We start from the raw sequence: 21,288 nt of genomic DNA, 5'->3' as shown, positions 1-21,288 counted from the left end.
CCGAGTCTCATCTATGCGGCCTCCGCCTGCGTCGGCGGGAACATCTCCAGCAGACGGGCGATGGACTCCTCCAGCGGAGTGACCTCATCATCCTCCTGGCGCAGGAAGCCCTGGATGTCGGGCAGCTTCTCCAGCGCATAATCGATCTGAGGATTGCTCCCGGAAACGTAGGCCCCGATGTTGATAAGATCACGCGCCCGCTCGTAGGTGGCCAGCGCCTCCCGCAGCCGGCCGGCCGCCCGCTGGTGCTCTCGCGTCGTGATGTTGGGCATCAACCGGCTCACGCTCTGGAGGATGTCGATGGCCGGGTAATGGTTCTCGGCGGCCAGCGCACGGCTCAACACGATATGTCCGTCCAGGATGCTGCGCACCGTATCCGTGATGGGCTCCGTCAGGTCATCCGACTCCACCAGGACGGTGTAGAACCCGGTGATAGTCCCCGTCTCGCTGGCCCCCGTGCGCTCCATCAGCTTGGGCAGGAGCGCGAAGACGGAGGGCGGGTACGCCTTCATGGCCGGCGGCTCGCCAATGGCCAGCCCCACCTCTCGCTGGGCCATGGCGAACCGGGTGACGGAGTCCATCATGAACACCACGTCCATCCCCTGATCCCGGAAATACTCGGCGATGGCGGTCGCCGTCCACGCCCCCTTGATGCGGATCAGCGGCGGATGATCCGAGGTGGAGACGACGACCACGGAGCGGGCCAGCCCCTCCGGCCCCAGATTCATCTCGATGAACTCTCGGACCTCACGTCCACGCTCCCCGATCAGCGCGATCACATTCACATCCGAGGCCGCGTGTCGGGCGATCATGCCCATCAGAGTGCTCTTGCCCACGCCGCTCCCGGCGAAGATCCCGATACGCTGCCCCTTGCCGCAGGTCAGCAGCCCATCGATCGCCCGAATCCCCGTGGACAGGGGTTCGGAGATCACCCGGCGGCGGAGCGGATGGGGCGCCGTGCTATCCAGCGGCGACTTCTGCGCTCCCACCAGGGGCCCCTTGCCATCGAGCGGGCGTCCCAACCCGTCCACAACCCGGCCCAGTAGCTCCGGCCCGACCGGTATGGTGAACGGGCCGCCCGTGGCGATCACCGGGCTGCCGGGCTGGATGCCCTCCATCTCGCCCAGAGGCATCAGCAGGGTGCGATCGGATTTGAACCCGACGACCTCGGCCGCGATGGGGCGATCCCGGCCGGCCGGATACACGTAGCACAGCTCGCCGACCTGCGATGCCAGCCCTTCCGCCTCAATGGCCAGCCCGATGACCTGGACCACCTGGCCCCGGCAGCGCAGCAGCGTCAGCCCGGAAAGGATCTCGTGATACTTGCGCAGGTTAATCGAGACCTCCATCCGACAGCTCCTGGTCCGACGCCTCGTTTTGCCCCTCCAGCAACGCGTGCTGGATCAGGTCAAACTGCGTCTCCAGACGCGCATCCACGGAGGCGACGCCGCTTTCCAGGACGCACCCTCCGATCGAGATACGCTCGTCCGGGATCAATTCCCACTCCGCGCCGTCGAGCTCATCCTTCACCCGCCAACGATCCATCAGGCGCTGCGCGTCCCGGGGGTTCAGCCGGATGCGATAGGGCCCCCGCCGCCCCAACTGGCGTACGGCCTTCTGCACCATGTGGGCGATCACGGTCTCGTCGCGCAGCGCCTCGTCTCCCACGACCTTCTTGGCGATCGCCAGCGCCAACGAGACGATCTCCGGCTCCAGGCTGGCCAGCAGTTCCTGGCGAGCCTGGGAGATCGCCCGGGCGATCCCTCGTACCTTCGCCACCTCATCGTCGAGGGAACGCTGGGCGGTTTCCATCCCCAGCGCCTGTCCTTCCTCGTATCCCCGTTCGTACCCCTCCCGGTAGCCTCGCTCCTCCGCCTCCTTCGCCAGCACCTCCGCCCGCTGACGCGCCTGTTGCAACACGCGATCCACCTCGGCCAGCTTGGCCTTCCACTCCTCGATCAGGGGCTGCACATCCACCTGAGGCTCCGGCTCCTCCTGAGGCGCCTCCTCCGGGGCCCTCTCCGATTCCGGCGCGGGCTCGGAGGCAGGGAACAGAGGGCGGAACTCCATGGCACGCCCCACCACATCATGGAAGGGGAAGGGATAGATCGGCTGGCGATCACCCGCACGGCGATCACGATCGCTAGACAAGGACATCCTCCTCGCCACCCCGGGCAACGACGATCTCCTCGGCCGCCTCCAGCTGCCGGACGATGTTCACGATCCGCTGCTGGGCCTCCTCCACGTTGCGCAGGCGGACAGGCCCCATGGTCGCCAGGTCCTCCTTCAACAGCTGAGCAGCGCGCTTGGAGAGGTTGCGGTACACCAGCTCCCGAATCTCCTCGCTGGCCCCCCGGAGCGCCAGAAGCAGGTCCTGCCGATCCACCTCCTGCAGCACACGCTGCAGCGAGCGGTCGTCCAGCAGGCGCAGATCTTCGAACACGAACATCTTGGACTGGACCAACTCGTGCAGCTGCGGATCGTACTCCGCCAGCGCCTGCATGATCTGCTTCTCCGTGCTCCGGTCCACCTGGTTCAACACGTTCGCCAGGAACTCCACGCCGCCCACCGCGGACGCCCCATCGGTACGCAGGAGGACGGTGGCCAGCTTCTTCCGAAGCTGCTGCTCCACCTCGCGCAGCACATGTGGCGACGCACGGTCCATCACCGCGATGCGGGCACACACATCCGTCTGGAGCGTGGGCTCCAGGTTGGCCAGGATCTTGGCGGATTGCGCCGGGCGCAGATGCGCCAACACCACGGCGACCACCTGTGGATGCTCATCCTTCAGGAAGTTCGCCACCTGCACCGGGTCAGCGTCCACCAGGAAGCTGAAGGGCCTCTCCCGCTGTTCGGCGGCCAGCCGCTGGATCACCTCCTCCGCCTTCTGAGGCCCCAGCGCGCGCTCCAGCAGAGCTTTCACATAGCTGATGCCGCCGGAGTCCGGAAGCTGAGCGGTCTGAACGTCCTCGTAGGCCTCCTCCAGCACCTTCGATCGGACGTCCGGATCCACGTTCCGGAGCTCCATGATCGTCATGGTCAACCGCTCGACATCGGATTCGCCGAGCCGGCGGAGCACCGCCGCGGAGAGGTCCGTCCCCAGGCTGATCAGCAAAACCGCCGCCTTGGTCACCCCATCCAGACGGGCTGCGGATGCATCCCTCGCTGCCATGCTATCCCTCCCTCAACCATGTCCGAATGACATCCGCCACGACGTCGGGGTTATCCCTGGCCATCGCGGTGAGGTGCCGCAGATAACGCAGTTCCTTGTTCGTGGGCGGGGACAGGGCGGCGATGTCCACCTCGTCCTTTATCTCGTCACCAGGCGCCGCTTCCTCCTGTTCCTCCTGATCGGATGCCAGCGTCCCTCCCGCCTCCAGAGCGGACGTCGACTGCTCGACGGGCAACTGGCCGGTCGCCGCCTCCAACGCCGCGACCGGGACCGGGCCAGTGGGCGGGATCAATTCCATCTGCGGATACAGGCGCCGGTACGCCAGGTCACGGAACAGGCTGCGCACGAAGAACAGCAACAGGATGAGCCCAATGATCGAGGACAACACCTTGGCGACGGTGATGTACAGCTCGTGCCGCTGAGCGGCCAACAGGGCCTCCTGCTGCTGGTCGTAATAATCCTGGTTGAACGCCACGGCGGTGACGGCCAGCGTATCCCCCCGAGAGGGATCCAGCCCAACGGCGGCCGCCACCAACTGCTCGATGTCCTTACGCTCATCTTCCGGTATGCTCTCATCAAGGAGCACGGCCACCGACAGCCGCTTGATTCGCCCCGGCTCCCGGATCAGGTTCTGGACGGTCTTGGAGACCTCGTAGTTGTACACGGCCTCCCGGCGCACGTATCCACCCTCGGTGGTGCTGGTCACCACGCCCTGGTAGGTCGGGACCTCCAATTGGTTGCTGTCGATGCCGGGCACGCCGCCCACCCCCTCCTCCGGCGAGGGCTGGTACTCTTCGACGATACGGGAGCTTCTGAGCACGCCCGCCTCTGCACTCCCCGGGCTGTACGTCTCACTGCTGGTCTCCAACCGATCCCAATCCATCGCCACGCTGACCTGAACGGCCGATCGCCCCGGGCCCAGCGTCCTATCCAGCAGGCTCTGCAGCCGATCCTGGGTTTCCATCTCGTACTTGCGCTGCAGCTCGATCCGCATCGCGTTGAGCTGCGCCGTATCGGGCGCGCCGGACTCCGTCGTCTCGCGATGCAGGACGTTGCCCTCCACGTCCACGACCGTGACGCGCTCCGGGTCCAGATCCTCCACGCTGCTGGCCACCAGATGGGTGATCGCCTCGATCTGTCCCGGCTCCAGCCGCCGTCCCGGCTTCAGCTGGACCAACACGGAGGCGCTGGGCTTCGTCTCCTCCTCCAGGAACAGGCTCGGCTCCGGGATGACGATGTGAACCCGGGCAGCCTGCAACGGCTCCAGGCTCTCGATGGTTCGGGCCAGCTCGCCTTCCAGGGCACGCTGGTAGTTCACCTTCTGCACGAAATCCGTCATCCCCAGATTGCCCAACTCGCCGGTGTCAAAGATCTCGAATCCGACCGTTCCCCCCTTGGGCAATCCCTGGCGGGCCAGCTCCAACCGGATCTCACGCACCTGGCGTGCGGGGACCTGGATCACGGTGCCATCCCCCGCCAGCCGGTAGGGCACGTTCATCTTCTTCAGCACGTCTACGATCTCCGCAGCGTCCTGCTCCGTCAGCCCGCTAAACGCGACGGCATACTCCGGCGCCTGAGCCACGGCCAGGAGATAGAGGGCCAGGGCCAGGCCCACGACCCCGATCCCAATGGCCGTGATCTGCTGCCAGCGTGCCAGATTCTGCCACCATTCCAGAGCCTGCTGCCGTATCGAGTCCATGGAGCCGAACCTCGCTAGACCTGCATCCGCATGATCTCTTGATAGGCCTCAATCAGCTTGTTGCGCACCTGTAAGGCGAGCTGAAATCCCAGATCCGCCTTCTGCACGGCGATCATGACGTCGTGCAGGTCCACCGGCTCGCCGATGGCCAGCCGAGTGGCCGCGTCGTCCGCCTCCTGCTGCAGCCGGTTGAGCTGCTCCAGCGCGTCCTGCACCAGCTCACCGAAGGAGGCGTTCCTCGCGGACGCGCCCTCGTTCTGACCCGTCCGCCCCGGCAGGCGCTCAATGGATAGAGGAAAGGCCGTCCCCACTCGCATCGTCGGATCGATCGCCATCGCTCACTCCTCCTTAACGACCGATCTCCAGGGCCTTCAGCGCCATGCTCTTGGCGGTCTGCGCGGCGATCACATTGGCCTCATAGGCCCGCGCGGCCGCCATCATGTCCACCATCTCGGACACGATGTCGACGTTAGGATAGGTGACGTAACCGTCCGGGTCCGCGTCGGGATGATCGGGATCGTACACCTTGACACCCGGCCGGGGATCCTCCAGGATCGCCGCCACCCGGACGCCCAGGCGGGAGGGAAGCCCCCGGTTCACCTCCTTAGCCCGCCCGAATGGCTTCCGGGCTTCCAAAGGGGTAAAGACCACCACCCGCCGGCGGTATGGCCCTCCCTCTGGCGTGCGGGTGGTCTGCTGGTTCGCGATGTTGTTCGCGATCACGTCCATGCGCAGCCGCTCGGCCGTCAGGGCCGACGAGCTGATTCGTAACGCTGTGAAGGCCCCCATATACCCTCCTCCGCTATCCCTGTTTGACTCCTCTTCCCTCAGTTCAGACCTCAGACCGCAGGATCTTCACCAACGGGTTTACCGTCCCATCCGCCCGGAACAACGCCTGATACTCCCATGCCGGATCATGCCCGCCGCCGGCCATGTTCGCGATCACCCAATAGGTGTAGGCCATGTAATACGGCTCCCGCCGTTCCATATAGCGATAAGCCTCCGACAGGATGCGAACCTGCTCCTGCTCGCTGAGGTTGGGGCCTGCATAGACCCCCGCTTCCGTGCCGATCTGCGGCAGGCTCCGTCCCAGCTCCTCCCGCAGGATCTCGTCGTACTGGCGCACCCGCAGGAAGTCCGGGCCGTAGTTGTGGACGCTCAGCCAGGCCCGGTTGAGCACATCCACCGCCCCTCTCGCCTTGATCTGACGTAGCGCCTCACGCAGGAACGTCAGATCGTCCACATCGCCTTGAGGGCTCAGCGCGCCGAACCCCGGGTATCCGCCGTTGGCCGCCACGATACGTGCGGCGGGCAGCCACAAATCGAGATAGCGGCCAACGTCCGGCATCCTCCCCTGGTTCTCCACACGCAGGTTCGGCTCGTTGTAAAGCTGGAAGTAGTACACGCCCAGATCTCGATAGTGACGCACCAGAGCGGCCAAGTCCCCCTGAATGGGCGAGCCGCCGTCGGTGTAGATCCGCATCACAGGCATGATGCCGGACTCAACCAGGCGCTTCACCAGGTAGTCGTTGGCACCGATCTGCGTCCCCTCATTCAGGAACGTGACCCACCGGATGCCCATGCGCCTGGCTTCGGCCACAAAGCGATCGACCACCTCCGGCGGGGAGCTGGTCGTCGGGATCCAGTGAATGCCACGCCCGTTGTTGTCGGGCGGCTGCGGATACTCCGATAGATCCAGCGGGCGATTCAGGCTCACCGGCGGGGCGGAAACGGGAGCCGTCCGCTTCACCTGCTGTGGCGCCGCCACAGGCCGGGCGAACGTCTGCACAGCGTGCGCCTCTCTCGTCTGCTTCTGTGCGGAAGAGGCGAGCTTGTGCTGCGCGTAGGCCAGCCCCAGCAGGAACGAGGGGAGCGCCAGCCGGGTCCCGGAGACCAGGTAGCGCAGGCTCTGCCAGCGGCTGACGTGCCCTGACGCATTCCTGAAGCCCGGCTTCGTCCCGCCGACCCGCTGGAGCACATCGGCGAAGGATGTGCCCGCGCCCTGAGCACGCGCCGGTTCCTGACCCGCGTGATGATCGGAAGGTTGTGTTGGGATCTCTGGAGTGACAGAGGAGACGTTGGAAGCGCTCATAGATGCCCTCGCAGAACCCGATTGGGTCCACGTTCGTACGCCGGTCACACTATATCGCGAGGGCACCTTTCACAGAGTAAACGGTGAGTAAGAGACTTGTAAACATCCCGCAAAGGATGCAACATTCCCCTGAGCCTTCGGGGCTATTCACGAACTTGAGAGCGCGTCTGAAAATTTACCGGCAAGATGTTCTGCGGAGTCTCCCTCAACGACCAGCTCCACAGGGGGAGGTGTGGAGGGGGCCTCCCCTCCACGGAAATCCCACTTTTTCGGCCTGTACCTGCCTCTCTCGGCCCTTTTCGCGGAACCCAGGCCGAGGCCAGGCAGATCGAGGGCAAAAGAAGGGCTTTTTCCGGAGGGGCTCCCCCCAGCAGAGGCAACAGCATTTCTCAGACACGCTCTGAGGCTTCCGGATCGGGAAACGAGCGATCGCGATGGCGCATCTCCGCCTCCCAGGCCCGGGAGAAGGGAAGCGAAAGACGAGGGCCGCCCGAAGATGGCCCTCCCGGAGTGGGATATCCCATCCTCATCGACACCGGCCTTTGCCACCACAGAGGATGATGTATAATGCGGGCACTGGCCGCCCATCGCGGGCAAGAGGGAAGACCTTTCCATGACATACCGTGATCTCCTCACAGCCGATGAACGCCACCGCGGCATGCTCTACTTCGGCGGCGCCCGCATGGCCCTGCTGGATATCGAGGCCGGCTTCTGGGGGCTGCGCCGTCAGATGGAGTCGCTGGTCGGCCGGCGGCTGACCGACGCCGTGCTGCAGCAGGCCGGAGCGCACGGTGGAGCCTCCTTCGCCCGCTCCTTTATTGGGCGACGGGCGGGAGAAGACGGACGACGGGCGTTGCGTGATTGTATAGCCGCGTATCAGGCCGCTGGCTTTGGCCGCTTCGAGGTGGAGGTCCTCAAGTGGCCCATCGGGCGCGTTGTCATCCGTGCCCAGGACACCTTCGAGGCCTGGATGGTGCGCCGACACGGAGGGAAGAGCGAGTCTCCCGTCTGTGCCTACTCGGCCGGCGTCCTGGTCGGGTTCGTCAACGTGATCGCCGGGCGCCAGGATGTGGTCTGCGTGGAGCACGCCTGCCAGGCTCAGGGGGCGGACGTCTGCGTCTTCGAGTTGCTATCCGCTGAGGCCGCCGGTGACACCCCCGCCGTCACCCTGGCCCCAGACCCGATACTGGACCGCCAGCTCAATCTGCTGGAGATCCTCTTCGACCGTATGCCCATGGGCATCGCCATCTTCGACCGAGACCTGCGGCTGCGCCGCTGCAATCCCACCTGGGTCGGATTCATCGATCGCTATACCCCGTCGAGGGCCAGCCACGTGGTGCCGGGCACGCATTTCTTCGACCTGGCCCCCGGCACCGAAGACGCCGCCATGCCCATCTTCCAGCGGGTCCTGGCTGGCGAGACGGTGCGCCTGGACGCCCTACGCCTTGAGAGCGGGGGAATCGTCTCCTACTGGGACGTGGTCTTCACTCCCCTGATCGAGGACGGGGCGGTGATCGGCTTCGTGGATGTGACCACCGATGCCACGGAACGGGTGTTGGCCAACCAGGAGCTACAACAAACGATCGCAGCGCTGCAGGAGAGCCAGCAGCTTCTGGAACAGCGGGTAGCGGAGCGAACCCGGGAGCTGTCCACACTCCTGCAGATCTCCCGCGACATGGCCTCCACCCTCGAGCTGGAGCCTCTACTGGGCCTGGTGCTTGATCAACTCAGGGCCGTGGTGGAGTACAGCGGGGCCTCCATCATGACTCTGGACGGCGATACTTTAAAAGTCATTGCGTATCGGGGCCCTCTCTCCCAGGAGGAGGCGTTGCAGATCTCCTTCCCCCTTGACGAAGCGCGGGCGAATCGTGAGGTTGTCCTTCGCGAGGAGCCAGTGCTGATCGACGACATCTGGGGGGACACGCCCCTGGCCCGGGCCCTTCGGGCGACGGCCGGCGGACGCCTGAAGACCACCTTTGGCTACATCCGCTCCTGGTTGGGCGTCCCCCTGATCGTGAAGGAACGGGTCATCGGCATGTTGACCCTCGACCACGAGAGGCCGGGCGTCTTCACCCCCCAACACGCAGAACTGGTTCTGACGTTTGCCAACCAGGTCGCCGTTGCCATCGAGAACGCGCGCCTCTATCAAACGGAGCAGGAGCGACAGCGCGAGCTCCAGATGTTGCTTGATGTGGCTGCGGCGGCCAGCAGTTCGTTGGAGCTGGATGAGATGCTGAGCAACACGCTGGATCGCCTGGTGGCCCTGGTCGGAGCCTCGCGGGCCGGCGTGGTGCTGCTCGATCGAGAATCGGGCGAGCTGGAGCCGCGAATGCTCCGGCCGGACCGGCCCATCGCGCCGGAGGACATGGCAGAGGTGATCCAGGCGTGTCAGAGGGTCATCGCCGAGGGGAAGCCACTCTACGTGCCGCCGAATGCGGAGCTGGGCTATGCCGAGCCCGGCGCGCTGCTGCCGCTTCGCGCCCGCGGACAAGCCCTGGGAGTGCTGGCGATCATCGGCCCAAAGGGCAGCACGTTCAACGAGAGGCAACTGGCCCTCTTCGAATCCATCGCCGATCAACTTGGGGTCGCCGTGGAAAACGCCCGGCTTTACGAGCAGACGGAGCGGGCCGCCGCGGCCGCCGAACGCAATCGCCTGGCCAGGGAGCTGCACGACGCCGTCACCCAGACCCTCTTCTCCGCCGGCCTGATCGCCGAGGTGCTGCCCCGTCTGTGGCAGCGAGATCCGGAAGAGGGGCGACGGCGACTGGAAGAGCTGCGCCAGCTGACTCGCGGCGCGCTGGCCGAAATGCGCACGCTGTTGTTGGAGCTACGCCCGGCGGCCGTGATCGAGGCGAACCTGGGAGATCTGCTACGCCAGCTCGCGGAGGCCACCACCGGCCGGGCACGGGTGCCGGTCTCCGTGGCGATCGACGGGGCATGCACCCTGCCACCCGATGTGCAGGTCGCCCTGTATCGCATCGCCCAGGAGGCGCTGAACAACGTGGCGAAGCACGCCGACGCCAGCCGGGCGGAGGTGGCCCTGCGCTGCTCACCGGGGCAGGTGAAGCTGAGCGTCCGAGATGACGGCCGGGGCTTCCACGTGGGAGAAACCGCCCCGGACCATCTGGGGCTGAGCATCATGCGCGAGCGGGCAGAGGCGATCGGGGCCAGGCTGGAGGTGAAGAGCAAGATCGGGCGCGGCACAGAAGTGGCGGTCGTATGGGAGAGAGACGACAGACGACGGATCACAGATGATTGATCGTCTATCGCCTGGCGTCCGAGGAAGAAGAGAGAGAGAACCAGGATGGCCTTCAAATTCGAGAAACTCGAAGTATGGCGACTGTCTCTGGACTATATCGATCTGATCTACGAGATCGCCGGCCAACTGCCGCGGGTCGAAGAATACAACCTCAAGACACAGATGATCCGGGCGGCAACATCTGTAGCACTCAACATAGCCGAGGGGTCCACAGGACAGACCAACGCGGAACAAGCCCGTTTCCTGGGCCTAGCCATTCGTTCCTCACTGGAGACGGTGGCCTGCCAGCACATCATTCACCGCCGCCAGTATTTCCAGGAACAAACACTTCTACGTGAAGCTTACCGTCACGCCGAGACGCTGGCGGTGAAACTGCAGGCGCTGCGGAACTCGATCGCACCTCACAAGCCATGGCTACGTGAGGAAACCGCGGCATACGAAGCGGAATAAGGCATCATCTACGAACAGGGCAGGCGGACGACCATCGCCAGTCGTCTACCGTCCATCGTCAGTCGTCTATCATCCATCGCCTATTATTCGTCGCCAAGGAGCCACCATGACCCAACCTACCCCCATTCGCGTGATGCTCGTAGACGATCATGCCGTCGTGCGCAGCGGATTGGCGGCCTTCCTGATGGCCTTCGACGACCTGGAGATGGTCGGCGAGGCCGACAGCGGGGAGAAGGCCCTGGTCTTGTGCGGACAGGTCCGGCCCGACGTGGTGCTGATGGACCTGGTGATGCCGGGGATGGACGGCGTGGCGGCCATCCAGGCTATCCGAGAGCGCTACCCGAACGTGCGGATCATCGCCCTGACCAGCTTCCGAGAGGAGGAGCTGGTGCAGGGGGCGCTCCGGGCGGGGGCCATCGGCTACCTGCTGAAAAACGTCTCGGCCGACGAGTTGGCCCAGGCCATCCGCTCGGCCTACGCCGGACGCCCGACCCTGGCGCCCGAGGCCGCGCAGGCCCTGATCCATGTGGCCACTCAGCCGCCCACCCCGGGGTTCGACCTGACCCCTCGGGAGCGGGAGGTGCTGGCCTTGATGGTCGAGGGGCTGAGCAATCCTCAGATCGCGCAACGGCTGACGGTCAGCCGATCCACGGTGAAGTTCCACGTCAGCAACATCCTGTCCAAGCTGGGTGTCGAGAGCCGCACGGAGGCGGTCGCCCTGGCCGTTTAACACCGCCTCGTCGATACGGACACAGCGGACTAGGGCAACCCGCCCGGCCGGCCACCCGACGATCGCCATGTTCCGCCGCCATACCCTGATCCCCAGCCTGATGTTGTTGACGGTGGCCCTCGTCTGGGGAGCCACCTTTGTCTTCGTCAAAACCGCTCTGAAGGAGAGCGGGCCCTTTTCCTTCCTGGCCATGCGCTTCTCGCTGGCCTTCGCCGTGTTGGCCCTGCCCCTTCACGCTCGTCTGCGGCGGGGAGGCCGCGCCCTGTGGCAAGCAGGCAGCGCTCTGGGGGCCGTCCTCTTCGCAGCCTACGGCCTGCAGACCGTTGGCCTGCGCACGACCACGGCCACCCGGGCGGGCTTCCTCACCAGCTTGTTCGTCGTCCTGGTCCCACTGCTCTCGGCGCTGATCCTGCGTCGACCGCTCTCTCCCCGTATCTGGATCGCCGCGCTCCTGGCCGTACTCGGGCTGGCTTTGCTCTCGCGACCTATGGGCGGCTCCTGGACCCCAGGCGATGGGTTGATGTTGCTCTGCGCGCTGACGGTGGCCGTTCATATCCTCCTGGTAGATCGTCACGTCCGCCATCACGATCCCCTAGCCTTGGGCACGGCCCAGATTGGAGCGATGGCGCTGCTCAGCGGACTGATCGCCCTGTCGACTGAGCCGTTTCCCAACCCCACTTCCACCACGATCTGGCGAGCCATCCTGTTCACCGCCCTGCCGGCCACGGCGCTAGCCCTCCCGCTCCAGGTGATCGCGCAGCAGCGCACACCGCCCCAGCAGGCGGCCCTTCTACTGACGATGGAGCCCGTCTTCGCCACCCTCACCGCCTTCCTCTTCCTGGGCGAGCGGCTGACGAGCTGGGGAGTGACCGGCCGCGGGCTGATCCTGACGGCCCTACTGGTGGTCGAGCTACCGATCTATCCTCACCGCCCTCTCCCACCCTCACGCCCCACCGACGGATGACGGAACGGTCCCGCGACAATCCGCATCTTCCCACCTAGCCACCTGACCAGGGTGAGGGCCGGACATCCGTCCAGATGCGGAACCATCTGAATGCCCGGCGCCTCCGAGCCATTTCCCCCTTACACTAGAAAGCGAAACCCGCCCGGTACGGCGGGAATACCCCGGCCCAGGAGGACGGAGATCACCACAGATCGGGCAGAGGGAATTCGCGTTTTGATCGCCGATGACCAGGCGAAGGTGCGCTCGGCGCTGAGGCTGTTGCTGGAACTGCAATCCGGGTTGAGCGTGGTAGGCGAGGCGGCCAATGCCGGAGAGCTACAGGCCATGGTGGAAGCCATCCACCCCGATCTGATCCTGCTGGATTGGGAGCTCCCCGGAGCGCCCGCCGCCGAGTTGCTATCGATCTTGCGTTCCTGCCACCCTCGCCTGTGGATCATCGCTCTCAGCGGGCGGCCGGAGGCGCGCAAAGCCGCTTTGGCGGCCGGAGCCGATGCCTTCGTCAGCAAAGGGGACCCACCCGAACGCCTGCTGGCGGTGGTGCTCGGGGAGGCAACAGGTCATGGACGGCAGGCGGCGCACGATAGCCCACTCTGAGATCGCATCCGTCGCCTGTCGTCTGTCGTCCGCCATCACTTCGCTAATGGAGGAATCGAGATGCTATTCAATCCCTTTCTGGCTCAACAGCTAGCCCGGAGACGCATCGAGGAGGACGTGCGTGAGGCGGAGCGAGAGCGGCTGGCCCGGCGAGCGGAGGGCGATCGCCAGCGGCTGTCGGCCCAATGGACATGGGCCATCCTCGGCCTGATGGGCATCATCGTCGCTATCTGGATACTGACCTGACGGATCAGAGGGAGAGGGATCGTTTGGGAGATTGGATGGGTTGGCTGGCCCTGTCCTCAGCGCAGCTCCGTTCACCCTGGCCTCTCCTCCAGAGGGAGTTGCTAAATGGAAGATCCCGTCATTATCATCACCGGTGCCAACAACGGCATCGGATACCACCTGACGACATCGCTACTGAAGGAAGGATACCGGGTGGCGGCCCTGGATCTGTCGGGCGAGAACCTGATCCCTCTTCAGAACGCCTATCCGGATCGATTGATCTTCCGCCATTGCGATGTCACCGACGATGTTCAGGTAAGGACAGCGGTAGGGAGCGTCATCGAGCGGTGGGGCCGCATCGATGTGCTGGTCAACAACGCCTGCCTGGCCACCTTCAAGCCCTTCGAGGAGGAGAACCTGGGACAGATCCGGCGGGAGTTCGAGGTGAATTACTTCGGATATGTGCGCATGATCGCCGCCGTCGTGCCCTACATGAAGGCGCAAGGGGGCGGGATCATCCACAATATGAGCTCCGGTGTGGGCATCACCGGCTTTCCAGGACTCTCCGGCTACGCCTCCACCAAGGGCGCCATCGAGGCTCTGGCCCGGACGCTGGCACTGGAGCTGGCCCCCTATGGCATCCGGGTCACCCTGATGCACCCGCCGTTGACGGATACCCGATCAGCCGCGCCGCTGGGGATACCATCCCAGGCTATGGCCGACCCGGCCGACGTGGGGCATAAGCTGGCGAGGCGTATTCTCTCCGCCCGGCCCGTCATCACTCCCGACCTCCGCACGGCGGTGTACTTGTTCCTGGCCCGCCGCTTCCCGGAAGCCGTCGGCAAACTGTTCGCCAAACTGTCGGGTTTGTGACAGGCAAGTCGTTCGACAGGCCCCTGAAAAAGAGGGATAATGAGAGCGCTACCGCGGGGAGGCTTTGAGAGGTTGCGCCCCTTCAACCCCCCCCTGTTTCAGCCTTCCATCAGACGCGCCCAGCCTTGTCCGCCGAAGCCAGGCCGAGACAGGAAGGAGGATATTCCGAACATGAGACTCCTGATCGCCCTTTTCTCCCCGGCCACCGGCACCTGGGGAGGGCTCACCCGAGTCGTGGCCATGGCCGAGGCTGCGAAGAGCGCCGGACACGAGGTGGCCTTCTGCGCTTCCGGATATCTGGAGGACGCGCTGCGACGCCACGGATACCGGGTCTACGCCATGCCGCCGACGACGATGCTCGGCCTGCCCACCGCCCTGTCGCGCCTCCTCGAACGCCGATCACAGCAGCTCTCCCTGCCCGTCAAGCCAGGCAAATCGATCGGGAGCATCTGGATGGTGCTGTTCATCTCCGGCCTGGCGCGGGCGGGTTACCTGCGTCGTCTCGTCGAGGAGGAGATCAAGGCCGTCCAGGCATTCCGGGCGGACCGACTCTTCACAGATCTCGATCCCGGCGCCTTCCTCACCGCCGCGGTGACCGGCCTGCCCATCGCCTCGGCCTATGCCCATATCATCACTCGCGGCCATGGCACCCTGCCCTGGAGGCTGATGCGGCGGGCCACCGCCTCCGTCCTGCGGGCCTACGGGCTCCCAACCCACCCACCTGAACAGCTATTCTTCGGCGACTCGGTGCTCAAGATCATCCCCTCCATCCCCGAACTGGATGACACCGACCCCGATCGTCCTGACGTCCGCTATGTCGGCCATCTGATCGGCCCCATCCAACCGGCCTCCGCCGTGGATTTCCAGCCCGATCCGGGACGACGCTACGTGTTCGTGTACGTGGGCACCGGCTCCCTCTCTCTGAACAGGCTGCGAGAGGTCCTGCCTCAAGTCTTCCCATCCAACGGCAGCCGGATCTGCCTGGTGGGCGCCCAGAGCATCGACCGCCCCTACCGCCTGGGGGCGGTGGAGTTTCGCCCTTACGTCCCGGCCGGGGAGGTGCTCCCCCGGTGCGATTGGACCATCTGCCATGGGGGGCAGAACACGATCATCCACTCGTTGCTTCACGGCGTGCCCCTGCTCATCTTCCCAGGGCCCATATTCGAGCGTCGGTACAACGCCAGGAAGGTCGAGGAGGCCGGAGCGGGCTTCATGGGCGAGGTGAACGAGTTCACGGTCGCATGGCTGCGCTCCTCGTTCACGCGACAGGCGGAATGCGCGTCGCGGGCGGCGATCCTGGGGGAGCGAATACGCGCCTACGGCGGCGCGCCCGCAGCGATCGAGGCGATCTCGAAATGGGACGAGGGATGAAGCGCGCTCCGGCCCCACTGATCCGTTGACGAGGCCGGCCTTCTTCCAGGAGTTGACGTCATGATCGATCGCAAGGGGATATTCTCGTATCTCGCCATCACGTTCGCCCTCACCTACACGATAGAGGGTGTGTTGATCCTGACGGGATTCCGCCTGACTGGGGTCCCGCCCCTCTACGGCCAGTTCGTCATCGCCGGCGTGATGTGGGTGCCCGCGCTGGCGACGGTGCTGACCATCCGGTTCGTCACCCACGAGGGCTTCGCCATCACCAACCTCCGCATCGGCTCGTGGCGGCCCTATCTGAAGACGGCACTGGTCATCCCGGCCGCCTTCGTTGCGACTTATGGGCTGACCTGGCTGCTTGGCCTGGGGCGGCCGGATTGGCAACTCGCTCAATTCCGTGAGATGCTCGCCTCCGCCGGGGCGGATACATCCGCGATGCCGCCAGCATCGGTGTTCCTGCCGGGTCTCTTCCTGGCAACGATTTTCATCACGCCGTTCATCAACAGCGCCTTCGGCTTCGGCGAGGAACTGGGCTGGCGCGGGTACCTGCTGCCCAAACTGATGCCGCTGGGCCGAACCCGGGCCTACGTGCTGACCGGGGTGATCTGGGGCCTGTGGCACGCGCCGATCATCCTGGTCGGGTTCAACTACCCCGGCTACCCGATCCTGGGGGTGATCTGGATGGCGGGCATGACGACCGCCCTGAGCCTGTACATGAACGAGCTGACGCTTCGCCATCGTAGCTCGATCCTGGCCGGCTGGATGCACGGCCTGTTCAACAGCCAGGGATATGGCATCTGGCGCCTGTTGTTCCCGGATGTAAACCCGTTGCTGGGCGGATTCACTGGCCTCGTCGGCATCGTCGTGTGGCTGGCCCTGGGGATATGGGAGATGCGACGACGGCCCATCGCCACGGCGTAGAGGGAAGGAGATGAGCGCATGAAGGATGAACCAGTCATCGTCACCCACCACCTGACCCGTTCCTTCGGTGATCGAGTGGCTGTGGACGGCCTGACCCTGGAGGTTCACGCGGGCGAGGTGTTCGGATTCCTGGGACACAACGGAGCAGGCAAGACGACGACGGTGCGCCTTCTCAATGGGGTGCTACTTCCCAACGATGGCTCCGCTCGCGTGCTGGGCCTGGACCCGACATGCCACGGCCCGGAGCTGCGTCGCCGGACCGGGGTGCTGACGGAGACCCCCTCGCTGGACGAGCGGCTGACCGCCCGCGAGAACCTGAGCATCTACGCAGATCTGTACGCCATTCCCCCAGAGCGGATACCCCGCCGCGTGGAGGAAGTGCTCACCACCTTTGGGCTGGCGGAACGAGCGGACGAACAGGTGGGAAGCTTCAGCAGAGGCATGAAACAGCGTCTGGCCCTGGCCCGGGCCCTACTTCACGAGCCGGAACTGCTCTTCCTGGACGAGCCCACCGCGGGGCTGGACCCGGTCACCACCCGCCACGTCCACGAGATGATCATCCACCTCAGCCGGGAAAAGGGCCGCACGATCTTCCTCTGCACCCACAACCTGGCGGAGGCACAAAGGCTATGTGACCGAGTGGCTGTGCTCCAGCACGGGCAGCTAGTGGCCCTGGGCACACCCATGGAGCTGGCCCACCGGCTGGCGCCCAGCCTGCGATTGGAGATCGAGGTGGCATCGGATGGGATATCCACAGCGATGACGGTCCTGCATGTCGCCTCAAATGTCGCGAGCCTGACTCAGCGAGAGGGCATTCTCATCGTCCAGGGAGTCGAACGCGAGGCGGTACCCGATCTGGTAGCCGCCCTGGTGAACGCCGGGGTACGGATCTATCGGGTGACACCCATTGAGCCTTCTCTGGAGGATGTCTACTTCGCCTTGCAGGGAGGCGAGGAGGAGTCATCATGAACGAACGCGCCATCAAAGCCATCGTCCGCAAGGACTTGAAAGTCGTCGCCCGGAGCCGCGGCGTGATCCTGCCACTGGTCCTGGTCCCGACGATTATGCTGATCGCCCTACCGGCGCTGGCCGCTCTGGCCCCGGCCGCCGCCGACCTGCCGATCACGCCGCTAGCCGGGCTGGATAGCTTCATCGCCAACATGCCGCCAGGCCTGCAGGCCGAGTTGGCCGGGCTGGACGAGGCGCAACGGTGGGTCGTGCTGGCCCTGGTCTACTTCCTGGCCCCCATGTACCTGATCATCCCGTTGATGGTGGCCAGCGTCATCGCCGCCGACAGCTTCGCCGGGGAGAAGGAGCGCAAGACGTTGGAGGCGCTGCTGTACACCCCCACCACCGACGGGGAGCTCTTTTTGGGCAAGGTACTCTCCGCCTGGCTGCCCGCCGTAGGGGTGGCATGGGGAGGATTCGTGCTTTACGGCCTGGTAGCCAACCTGGCCGCCTGGCCGGTGATGGAGCGAATCTTCTTCCCCACCACGATGTGGCTGGTGCTGGTCATTTGGGTGGCGCCGGCCGTGGCGGGACTGGGGCTGGGCACGATGGTGCTGGTCTCCGTTCGGGTACAGGGCTTCCAGGAAGCATATCAACTGGGAGGGGCCGTGGTCTTGCCCATCTTGCTGCTGGTGATTGGGCAAGCGATGGGAGTAATGTACCTGAACGTGGGATTTGTGTTACTGCTGGGCCTGGTGTTGTGGGGAGTGGACGCGCTGCTGTTGTGGTTTGGAACTCGGACCTTTCGACGAAGCAAGCTCACCGCCCGGATATGATTTGCCGAAACGATCCCAAGCCCCTCGTAAGAGCGTGCCTGAGGGGTCTCCCTCAATGACGAGCTCCACAGGGGGAGGTGTGGAGGGGGCTGGCGGCGTTGCGGGGGAAGCCGGCTCCCAGCTCGTGGAGCTGCCAAAAGCTGGGCATTTCGCAAACATGGAAGAACCTACAGCGTTCAACAGGGTGCTGAAGGAGTTCCTGTATTCGCTCACTGGCTCGGGACAACAAGGAAGGTGACCATGTTGATCCAGAAGATGGGCTTGCCCTGTAATGCCCTGGCCGGGAAGGTGGCCGTCGTCACCGGCGCAGGGCGGGGCATCGGCAAGGAGCTGGCGAGAGCGCTGGCCTGGCTGGGGGCCAAAGTCATCATTGCCGAGATCGCTGAGACGGGCGCTGAGACCGAGGCGCTGATCCGCTCCGCAGGCGGCACGGCCCTGTTCGTCCAGACCGACGTCGGGGACGAGGAGAGCATCCGAGCGATGGCGGAAAGTGCGTTGGCAGCCTTCGGCCGGGTGGATATTCTGGTGAACAATGCCATCATCTACCGCACCGGCACGGTCCTGGAGACTCCTATCGAGACCTGGGACCAGGTCTACGCCGTGAACCTGCGGGGGGCGGTGGTGGCCATCCGGACCTTCCTGCCGGGGATGCTGGAGCGGAAGGAGGGCGTCATCGTGACCATTACCTCCCAGGAGGGAATGCCGTACGCCGCACCCTACTTTGCGTCCAAGGCGGCCCTGCGTTCCCTGGGGCTGTCGCTGGCCGCGGAGTTGGATGAGGAGTCGGGGGTGTATGCCTTTGTCTTCGCTCCCGGCATGGTGGACACGCCCGGCGGCAACGAGGCTTTCCAAACCATGGCGCCTCGCTTCGGCATGTCCTACGAGGAGTTCACCGGCATGGGCACCAATCCCGGCTACGAGGGGCTGATGCCGGCCGAGGACTGTGCGGCCGGCTTCGCCTACACCATCGTCCACGCCCGTGAGTACCACGGCCAAGTCGCTGACCCCTTCCAGCCTTTGGCCAAAACAGGACTTTTGCAGGGCGCACTGGCTGCTAACTCCCCGTCAGAGCCATCCGCAACGACATCCGCCGCCGCCGAAATACTACCGGCTTCACTGGTTCAGTGCGCTGAGGAATTGCGGAGGGTGTTGGAGGAGGTCAATCGGGAGTTCGAGGAGCTAGACGTGTTCCGCAGAATGTACGCCCGGCGGGATTTCCAGCGCAAGTCGGGGATGAGCATCAACGATTGGCTGGAGGTGGCGGCGGATCTGGTCTCTGATTTGGAAGCCATGGCCCGCGCGGAGGACACCGGTGAGACGGAGAAGGCTCGCCGGATTCGGGCCAAGTTCCCCTGGCTGAAGGGCAATCTGGAGAAGCTGGCCGACTACTTCCAAAGAACCATGCAGGACGCCGAGAGTTTCATTCGGGATCCGGAGGCGCTATCCGCCGCGCTGGAGGCCCTGGTCCACCGAAAGAAGACCACGCAAGCGCTGATTTCGGCGTTGGAAGAGATGGTCTTATGATCGTTGACCTTCACAATCACGCCGAACTCTCTCGCAACACCTCTCACGCTTGGGAGATGCTTCGGACCGGGACCCGCTCCACGAGTAAGATCGAGAGCGTGAGCGATCTGGTACGAGAGATCAAGCTTGGGCGTTGCGAGCCTGTCAGAATACCCTCGCGTAACCCCTTTCTGGTAAAGTGAGACGCACAGAGATGTTGTATGATCTGGACGCCCACGTGGCGGAGCTCTACGACCAGCTCATCACGGACACGGAGGACATCGCCCTGATCCGACGGCTGATCGGCCCACGGAAAGGGCTGCGCATCCTGGAGCCGTTTTGCGGCACCGGACGCGTGCTCATCCCGTTGGCGCTCGATGGTCATACCGTGGTGGGGATGGATCGCGCTCTGGGCATGCTGTCCCGGGCGAGGGCCAAAGTGGGTACGCTGCCTCCCGGGGTCCAGGAGCGGATCACGTTGCTCCACCGTGATGTTCTACAGGCGGCATGGCCCGCGAACTTCGACCTGGTGATCCTGGGAGGCAATTGCCTCTACGAGCTGGCGACACCGGAAGAACAGGCCCAGGTCATCGCCTCGGCGGCGAACGCCCTGCGGCCCGGCGGACATCTGTTCGTGGACAACGATCACATGGAAGGGGATCTGGAGCGCACATGGTACGATCCGCCGACGCGCGAACGCGTCTTCCCCACGGGCGAATGCGCCGATGGCACACGTCTGGAAAGCCGATGGCAGGTCATCTGGTACGACCCACCTCGACGGCTGATCCGCCTCCTCCGCCAGACCTGCATCAGCCGGCCGGACGGGAGCATCGTGGAACGTGAATATATCCAGCAAAAGCATCCGGTGAGCGCGACCGAGGTGGCCGATTGGCTGGTCGATCAGGGGTTGACGATCGAGCATATACTGGGAAACCACGAAGGCGACATCTACACAAACGCCGCCCCACGCGCTATCTTTTGGGCCAGGAAAAGAGGGCCTGATGCCGGACATTCGCAAGGGAGGAGTCAATGACGAAACAAACGCCGCCCGATGAGGAGGTCCTATCCCTCTTCCTCTCGAGCGCGGAGAAGCTCCAGGCGCAGGTGGAAAATCTGCCCGAAGCGGATCTGGACCTGTCCCGGGAATCGGGCAGCTGGACGATTCGGCAAATCGTGCATCATGTCGCCGACGACTGCGATGTGTGGTCCATGTGCATCAAGAAAGCCATCGCGACGCCCGGCACCCTTGTCCGGTTCGAGGGGTTCCCGGGCAATGAAGCCTGGGCAGAGGCTTTGGACTTCGATAAACGAGAGATAGGCAGTGCGATCCACCTGATCAGTGCGCACCGACATTATCTTGCGCAACTGCTGAGGCACTTCTCCCACGCCTGGGATCGCTCAGTACGACTTGCCAACGCCGAAGGCGAGATCATCCGGGAGATGAGCGTCCGCGAGATGGTCAAGATGCTGGCGGATCACATGCAAGAGCATGTGGAGCGGATTGAAAGGATATTATCAGAGAAGACGGCTGGTTAAGAGTGTGTCTGAGAAATGCCGTTGCTTCTGCCGTGGGGAGCCCCTCCGGAAAAAGCCCTTCTTCTGCCTTCAACCTGCCTGGCCTCGGCCTGGGCTCTTCGGAAAGGGCCGA

The 21,288-nt window shown here is 64.6% G+C and carries 21 protein-coding genes; 14 read left to right on the top strand and 7 right to left on the bottom strand.

The features are described 5' to 3' along the window. Positions 1 to 11 precede the first annotated feature (11 nt). From fliI to GXP39_11040, 7 genes are read right to left on the bottom strand one after another with little or no spacing between them, the layout of a single operon-like run. Positions 12 to 1,349 carry a flagellar protein export ATPase FliI gene (gene fliI, locus GXP39_11070; protein NOZ28577.1) on the bottom strand — a complete coding sequence of 446 codons (1,338 nt, stop codon included), beginning with the start codon at positions 1,347 to 1,349 and terminating at the stop codon, positions 12 to 14. Next, entirely contained in the window at positions 1,333 to 2,151 is an 819-nt protein-coding gene (locus GXP39_11065; GenBank protein ID NOZ28576.1) for a hypothetical protein, read from the bottom strand. Before GXP39_11065 ends, fliI begins: the two co-directional genes overlap by 17 nt. Beyond that, positions 2,144 to 3,172: a flagellar motor switch protein FliG gene (gene fliG / locus GXP39_11060; protein ID NOZ28575.1), complete on the bottom strand. Its 1,029-nt coding sequence runs from the start codon at positions 3,170 to 3,172 to the stop codon at positions 2,144 to 2,146. Before fliG ends, GXP39_11065 begins: the two co-directional genes overlap by 8 nt. Before the next feature lies 1 nt (position 3,173). Then, a complete protein-coding gene (gene fliF, locus GXP39_11055; protein NOZ28574.1) occupies positions 3,174 to 4,871 on the bottom strand; it encodes a flagellar M-ring protein FliF in 1,698 nt (565 codons plus the stop codon). 14 nt (positions 4,872 to 4,885) lie between these two features. After that, positions 4,886 to 5,188 carry a flagellar hook-basal body complex protein FliE gene (fliE, locus tag GXP39_11050; GenBank protein NOZ28573.1) on the bottom strand — a complete coding sequence of 101 codons (303 nt, stop codon included), beginning with the start codon at positions 5,186 to 5,188 and terminating at the stop codon, positions 4,886 to 4,888. 31 nt (positions 5,189 to 5,219) lie between these two features. Then, positions 5,220 to 5,660, bottom strand: coding sequence for a flagellar basal body rod protein FlgC (gene flgC / locus GXP39_11045; GenBank protein NOZ28572.1), 441 nt, complete (start codon positions 5,658 to 5,660; stop codon positions 5,220 to 5,222). A 43-nt stretch (positions 5,661 to 5,703) separates the two neighbouring features. Then, on the bottom strand, positions 5,704 to 6,963 hold the full coding sequence (locus tag GXP39_11040) for a hypothetical protein (protein ID NOZ28571.1): 1,260 nt from the start codon (positions 6,961 to 6,963) through the stop codon (positions 5,704 to 5,706). Between the two features lie 613 nt (positions 6,964 to 7,576). On the opposite strand from GXP39_11040, the gene GXP39_11035 reads away from it, so the two are divergent. From GXP39_11035 to GXP39_10970, 14 genes are all read left to right on the top strand, one after another. Then, complete coding sequence (locus tag GXP39_11035) at positions 7,577 to 10,222, top strand: GAF domain-containing protein (protein NOZ28570.1); 2,646 nt, start codon at positions 7,577 to 7,579, stop codon at positions 10,220 to 10,222. Between the two features lie 45 nt (positions 10,223 to 10,267). Next, positions 10,268 to 10,672 carry a four helix bundle protein gene (locus tag GXP39_11030; GenBank protein NOZ28569.1) on the top strand — a complete coding sequence of 135 codons (405 nt, stop codon included), beginning with the start codon at positions 10,268 to 10,270 and terminating at the stop codon, positions 10,670 to 10,672. Between the two features lie 133 nt (positions 10,673 to 10,805). Further along, positions 10,806 to 11,402 carry a response regulator transcription factor gene (locus tag GXP39_11025; GenBank protein NOZ28568.1) on the top strand — a complete coding sequence of 199 codons (597 nt, stop codon included), beginning with the start codon at positions 10,806 to 10,808 and terminating at the stop codon, positions 11,400 to 11,402. Between the two features lie 67 nt (positions 11,403 to 11,469). After that, positions 11,470 to 12,366, top strand: coding sequence for a DMT family transporter (locus GXP39_11020; protein ID NOZ28567.1), 897 nt, complete (start codon positions 11,470 to 11,472; stop codon positions 12,364 to 12,366). A gap of 213 nt (positions 12,367 to 12,579) precedes the next feature. Beyond that, positions 12,580 to 12,960, top strand: a complete 381-nt coding sequence (locus GXP39_11015) for a response regulator transcription factor (protein ID NOZ28566.1) — start codon at positions 12,580 to 12,582, stop codon at positions 12,958 to 12,960. 60 nt (positions 12,961 to 13,020) lie between these two features. Continuing rightward, positions 13,021 to 13,206, top strand: coding sequence for a hypothetical protein (locus GXP39_11010; protein ID NOZ28565.1), 186 nt, complete (start codon positions 13,021 to 13,023; stop codon positions 13,204 to 13,206). Between the two features lie 105 nt (positions 13,207 to 13,311). Further along, positions 13,312 to 14,058 carry an SDR family NAD(P)-dependent oxidoreductase gene (locus tag GXP39_11005; protein NOZ28564.1) on the top strand — a complete coding sequence of 249 codons (747 nt, stop codon included), beginning with the start codon at positions 13,312 to 13,314 and terminating at the stop codon, positions 14,056 to 14,058. Positions 14,059 to 14,229: 171 nt separating this feature from the next. Beyond that, entirely contained in the window at positions 14,230 to 15,429 is a 1,200-nt protein-coding gene (locus tag GXP39_11000) for a hypothetical protein (protein NOZ28563.1), read from the top strand. A 60-nt stretch (positions 15,430 to 15,489) separates the two neighbouring features. Then, positions 15,490 to 16,353: a CPBP family intramembrane metalloprotease gene (locus GXP39_10995; protein ID NOZ28562.1), complete on the top strand. Its 864-nt coding sequence runs from the start codon at positions 15,490 to 15,492 to the stop codon at positions 16,351 to 16,353. Between the two features lie 18 nt (positions 16,354 to 16,371). Continuing rightward, positions 16,372 to 17,322, top strand: a complete 951-nt coding sequence (locus GXP39_10990; protein ID NOZ28561.1) for an ABC transporter ATP-binding protein — start codon at positions 16,372 to 16,374, stop codon at positions 17,320 to 17,322. Next, the gene (locus GXP39_10985) at positions 17,319 to 18,137 is read left to right on the top strand and encodes an ABC transporter permease subunit (protein NOZ28560.1); all 819 of its coding nucleotides are present in this window, start codon (positions 17,319 to 17,321) and stop codon (positions 18,135 to 18,137) included. The genes GXP39_10990 and GXP39_10985 overlap by 4 nt, the downstream gene beginning before the upstream one ends. Positions 18,138 to 18,377: 240 nt before the next feature. Next, a complete protein-coding gene (locus GXP39_10980; GenBank protein ID NOZ28559.1) occupies positions 18,378 to 19,661 on the top strand; it encodes an SDR family oxidoreductase in 1,284 nt (427 codons plus the stop codon). A gap of 193 nt (positions 19,662 to 19,854) precedes the next feature. After that, positions 19,855 to 20,673 carry a methyltransferase domain-containing protein gene (locus GXP39_10975; protein NOZ28558.1) on the top strand — a complete coding sequence of 273 codons (819 nt, stop codon included), beginning with the start codon at positions 19,855 to 19,857 and terminating at the stop codon, positions 20,671 to 20,673. After that, the gene (locus GXP39_10970; protein ID NOZ28557.1) at positions 20,670 to 21,176 is read left to right on the top strand and encodes a hypothetical protein; all 507 of its coding nucleotides are present in this window, start codon (positions 20,670 to 20,672) and stop codon (positions 21,174 to 21,176) included. The genes GXP39_10975 and GXP39_10970 overlap by 4 nt, the downstream gene beginning before the upstream one ends. Positions 21,177 to 21,288: the final 112 nt, after the last annotated feature.

The sequence above is a fragment of the Chloroflexota bacterium genome (assembly GCA_013152435.1).
In the GTDB taxonomy this organism is placed as follows: domain Bacteria; phylum Chloroflexota; class Anaerolineae; order DUEN01; family DUEN01; genus DUEN01.
Note: the sequence above shows the minus strand (reverse complement) of the source record. Positions and strands in the feature narration are given on the sequence as shown.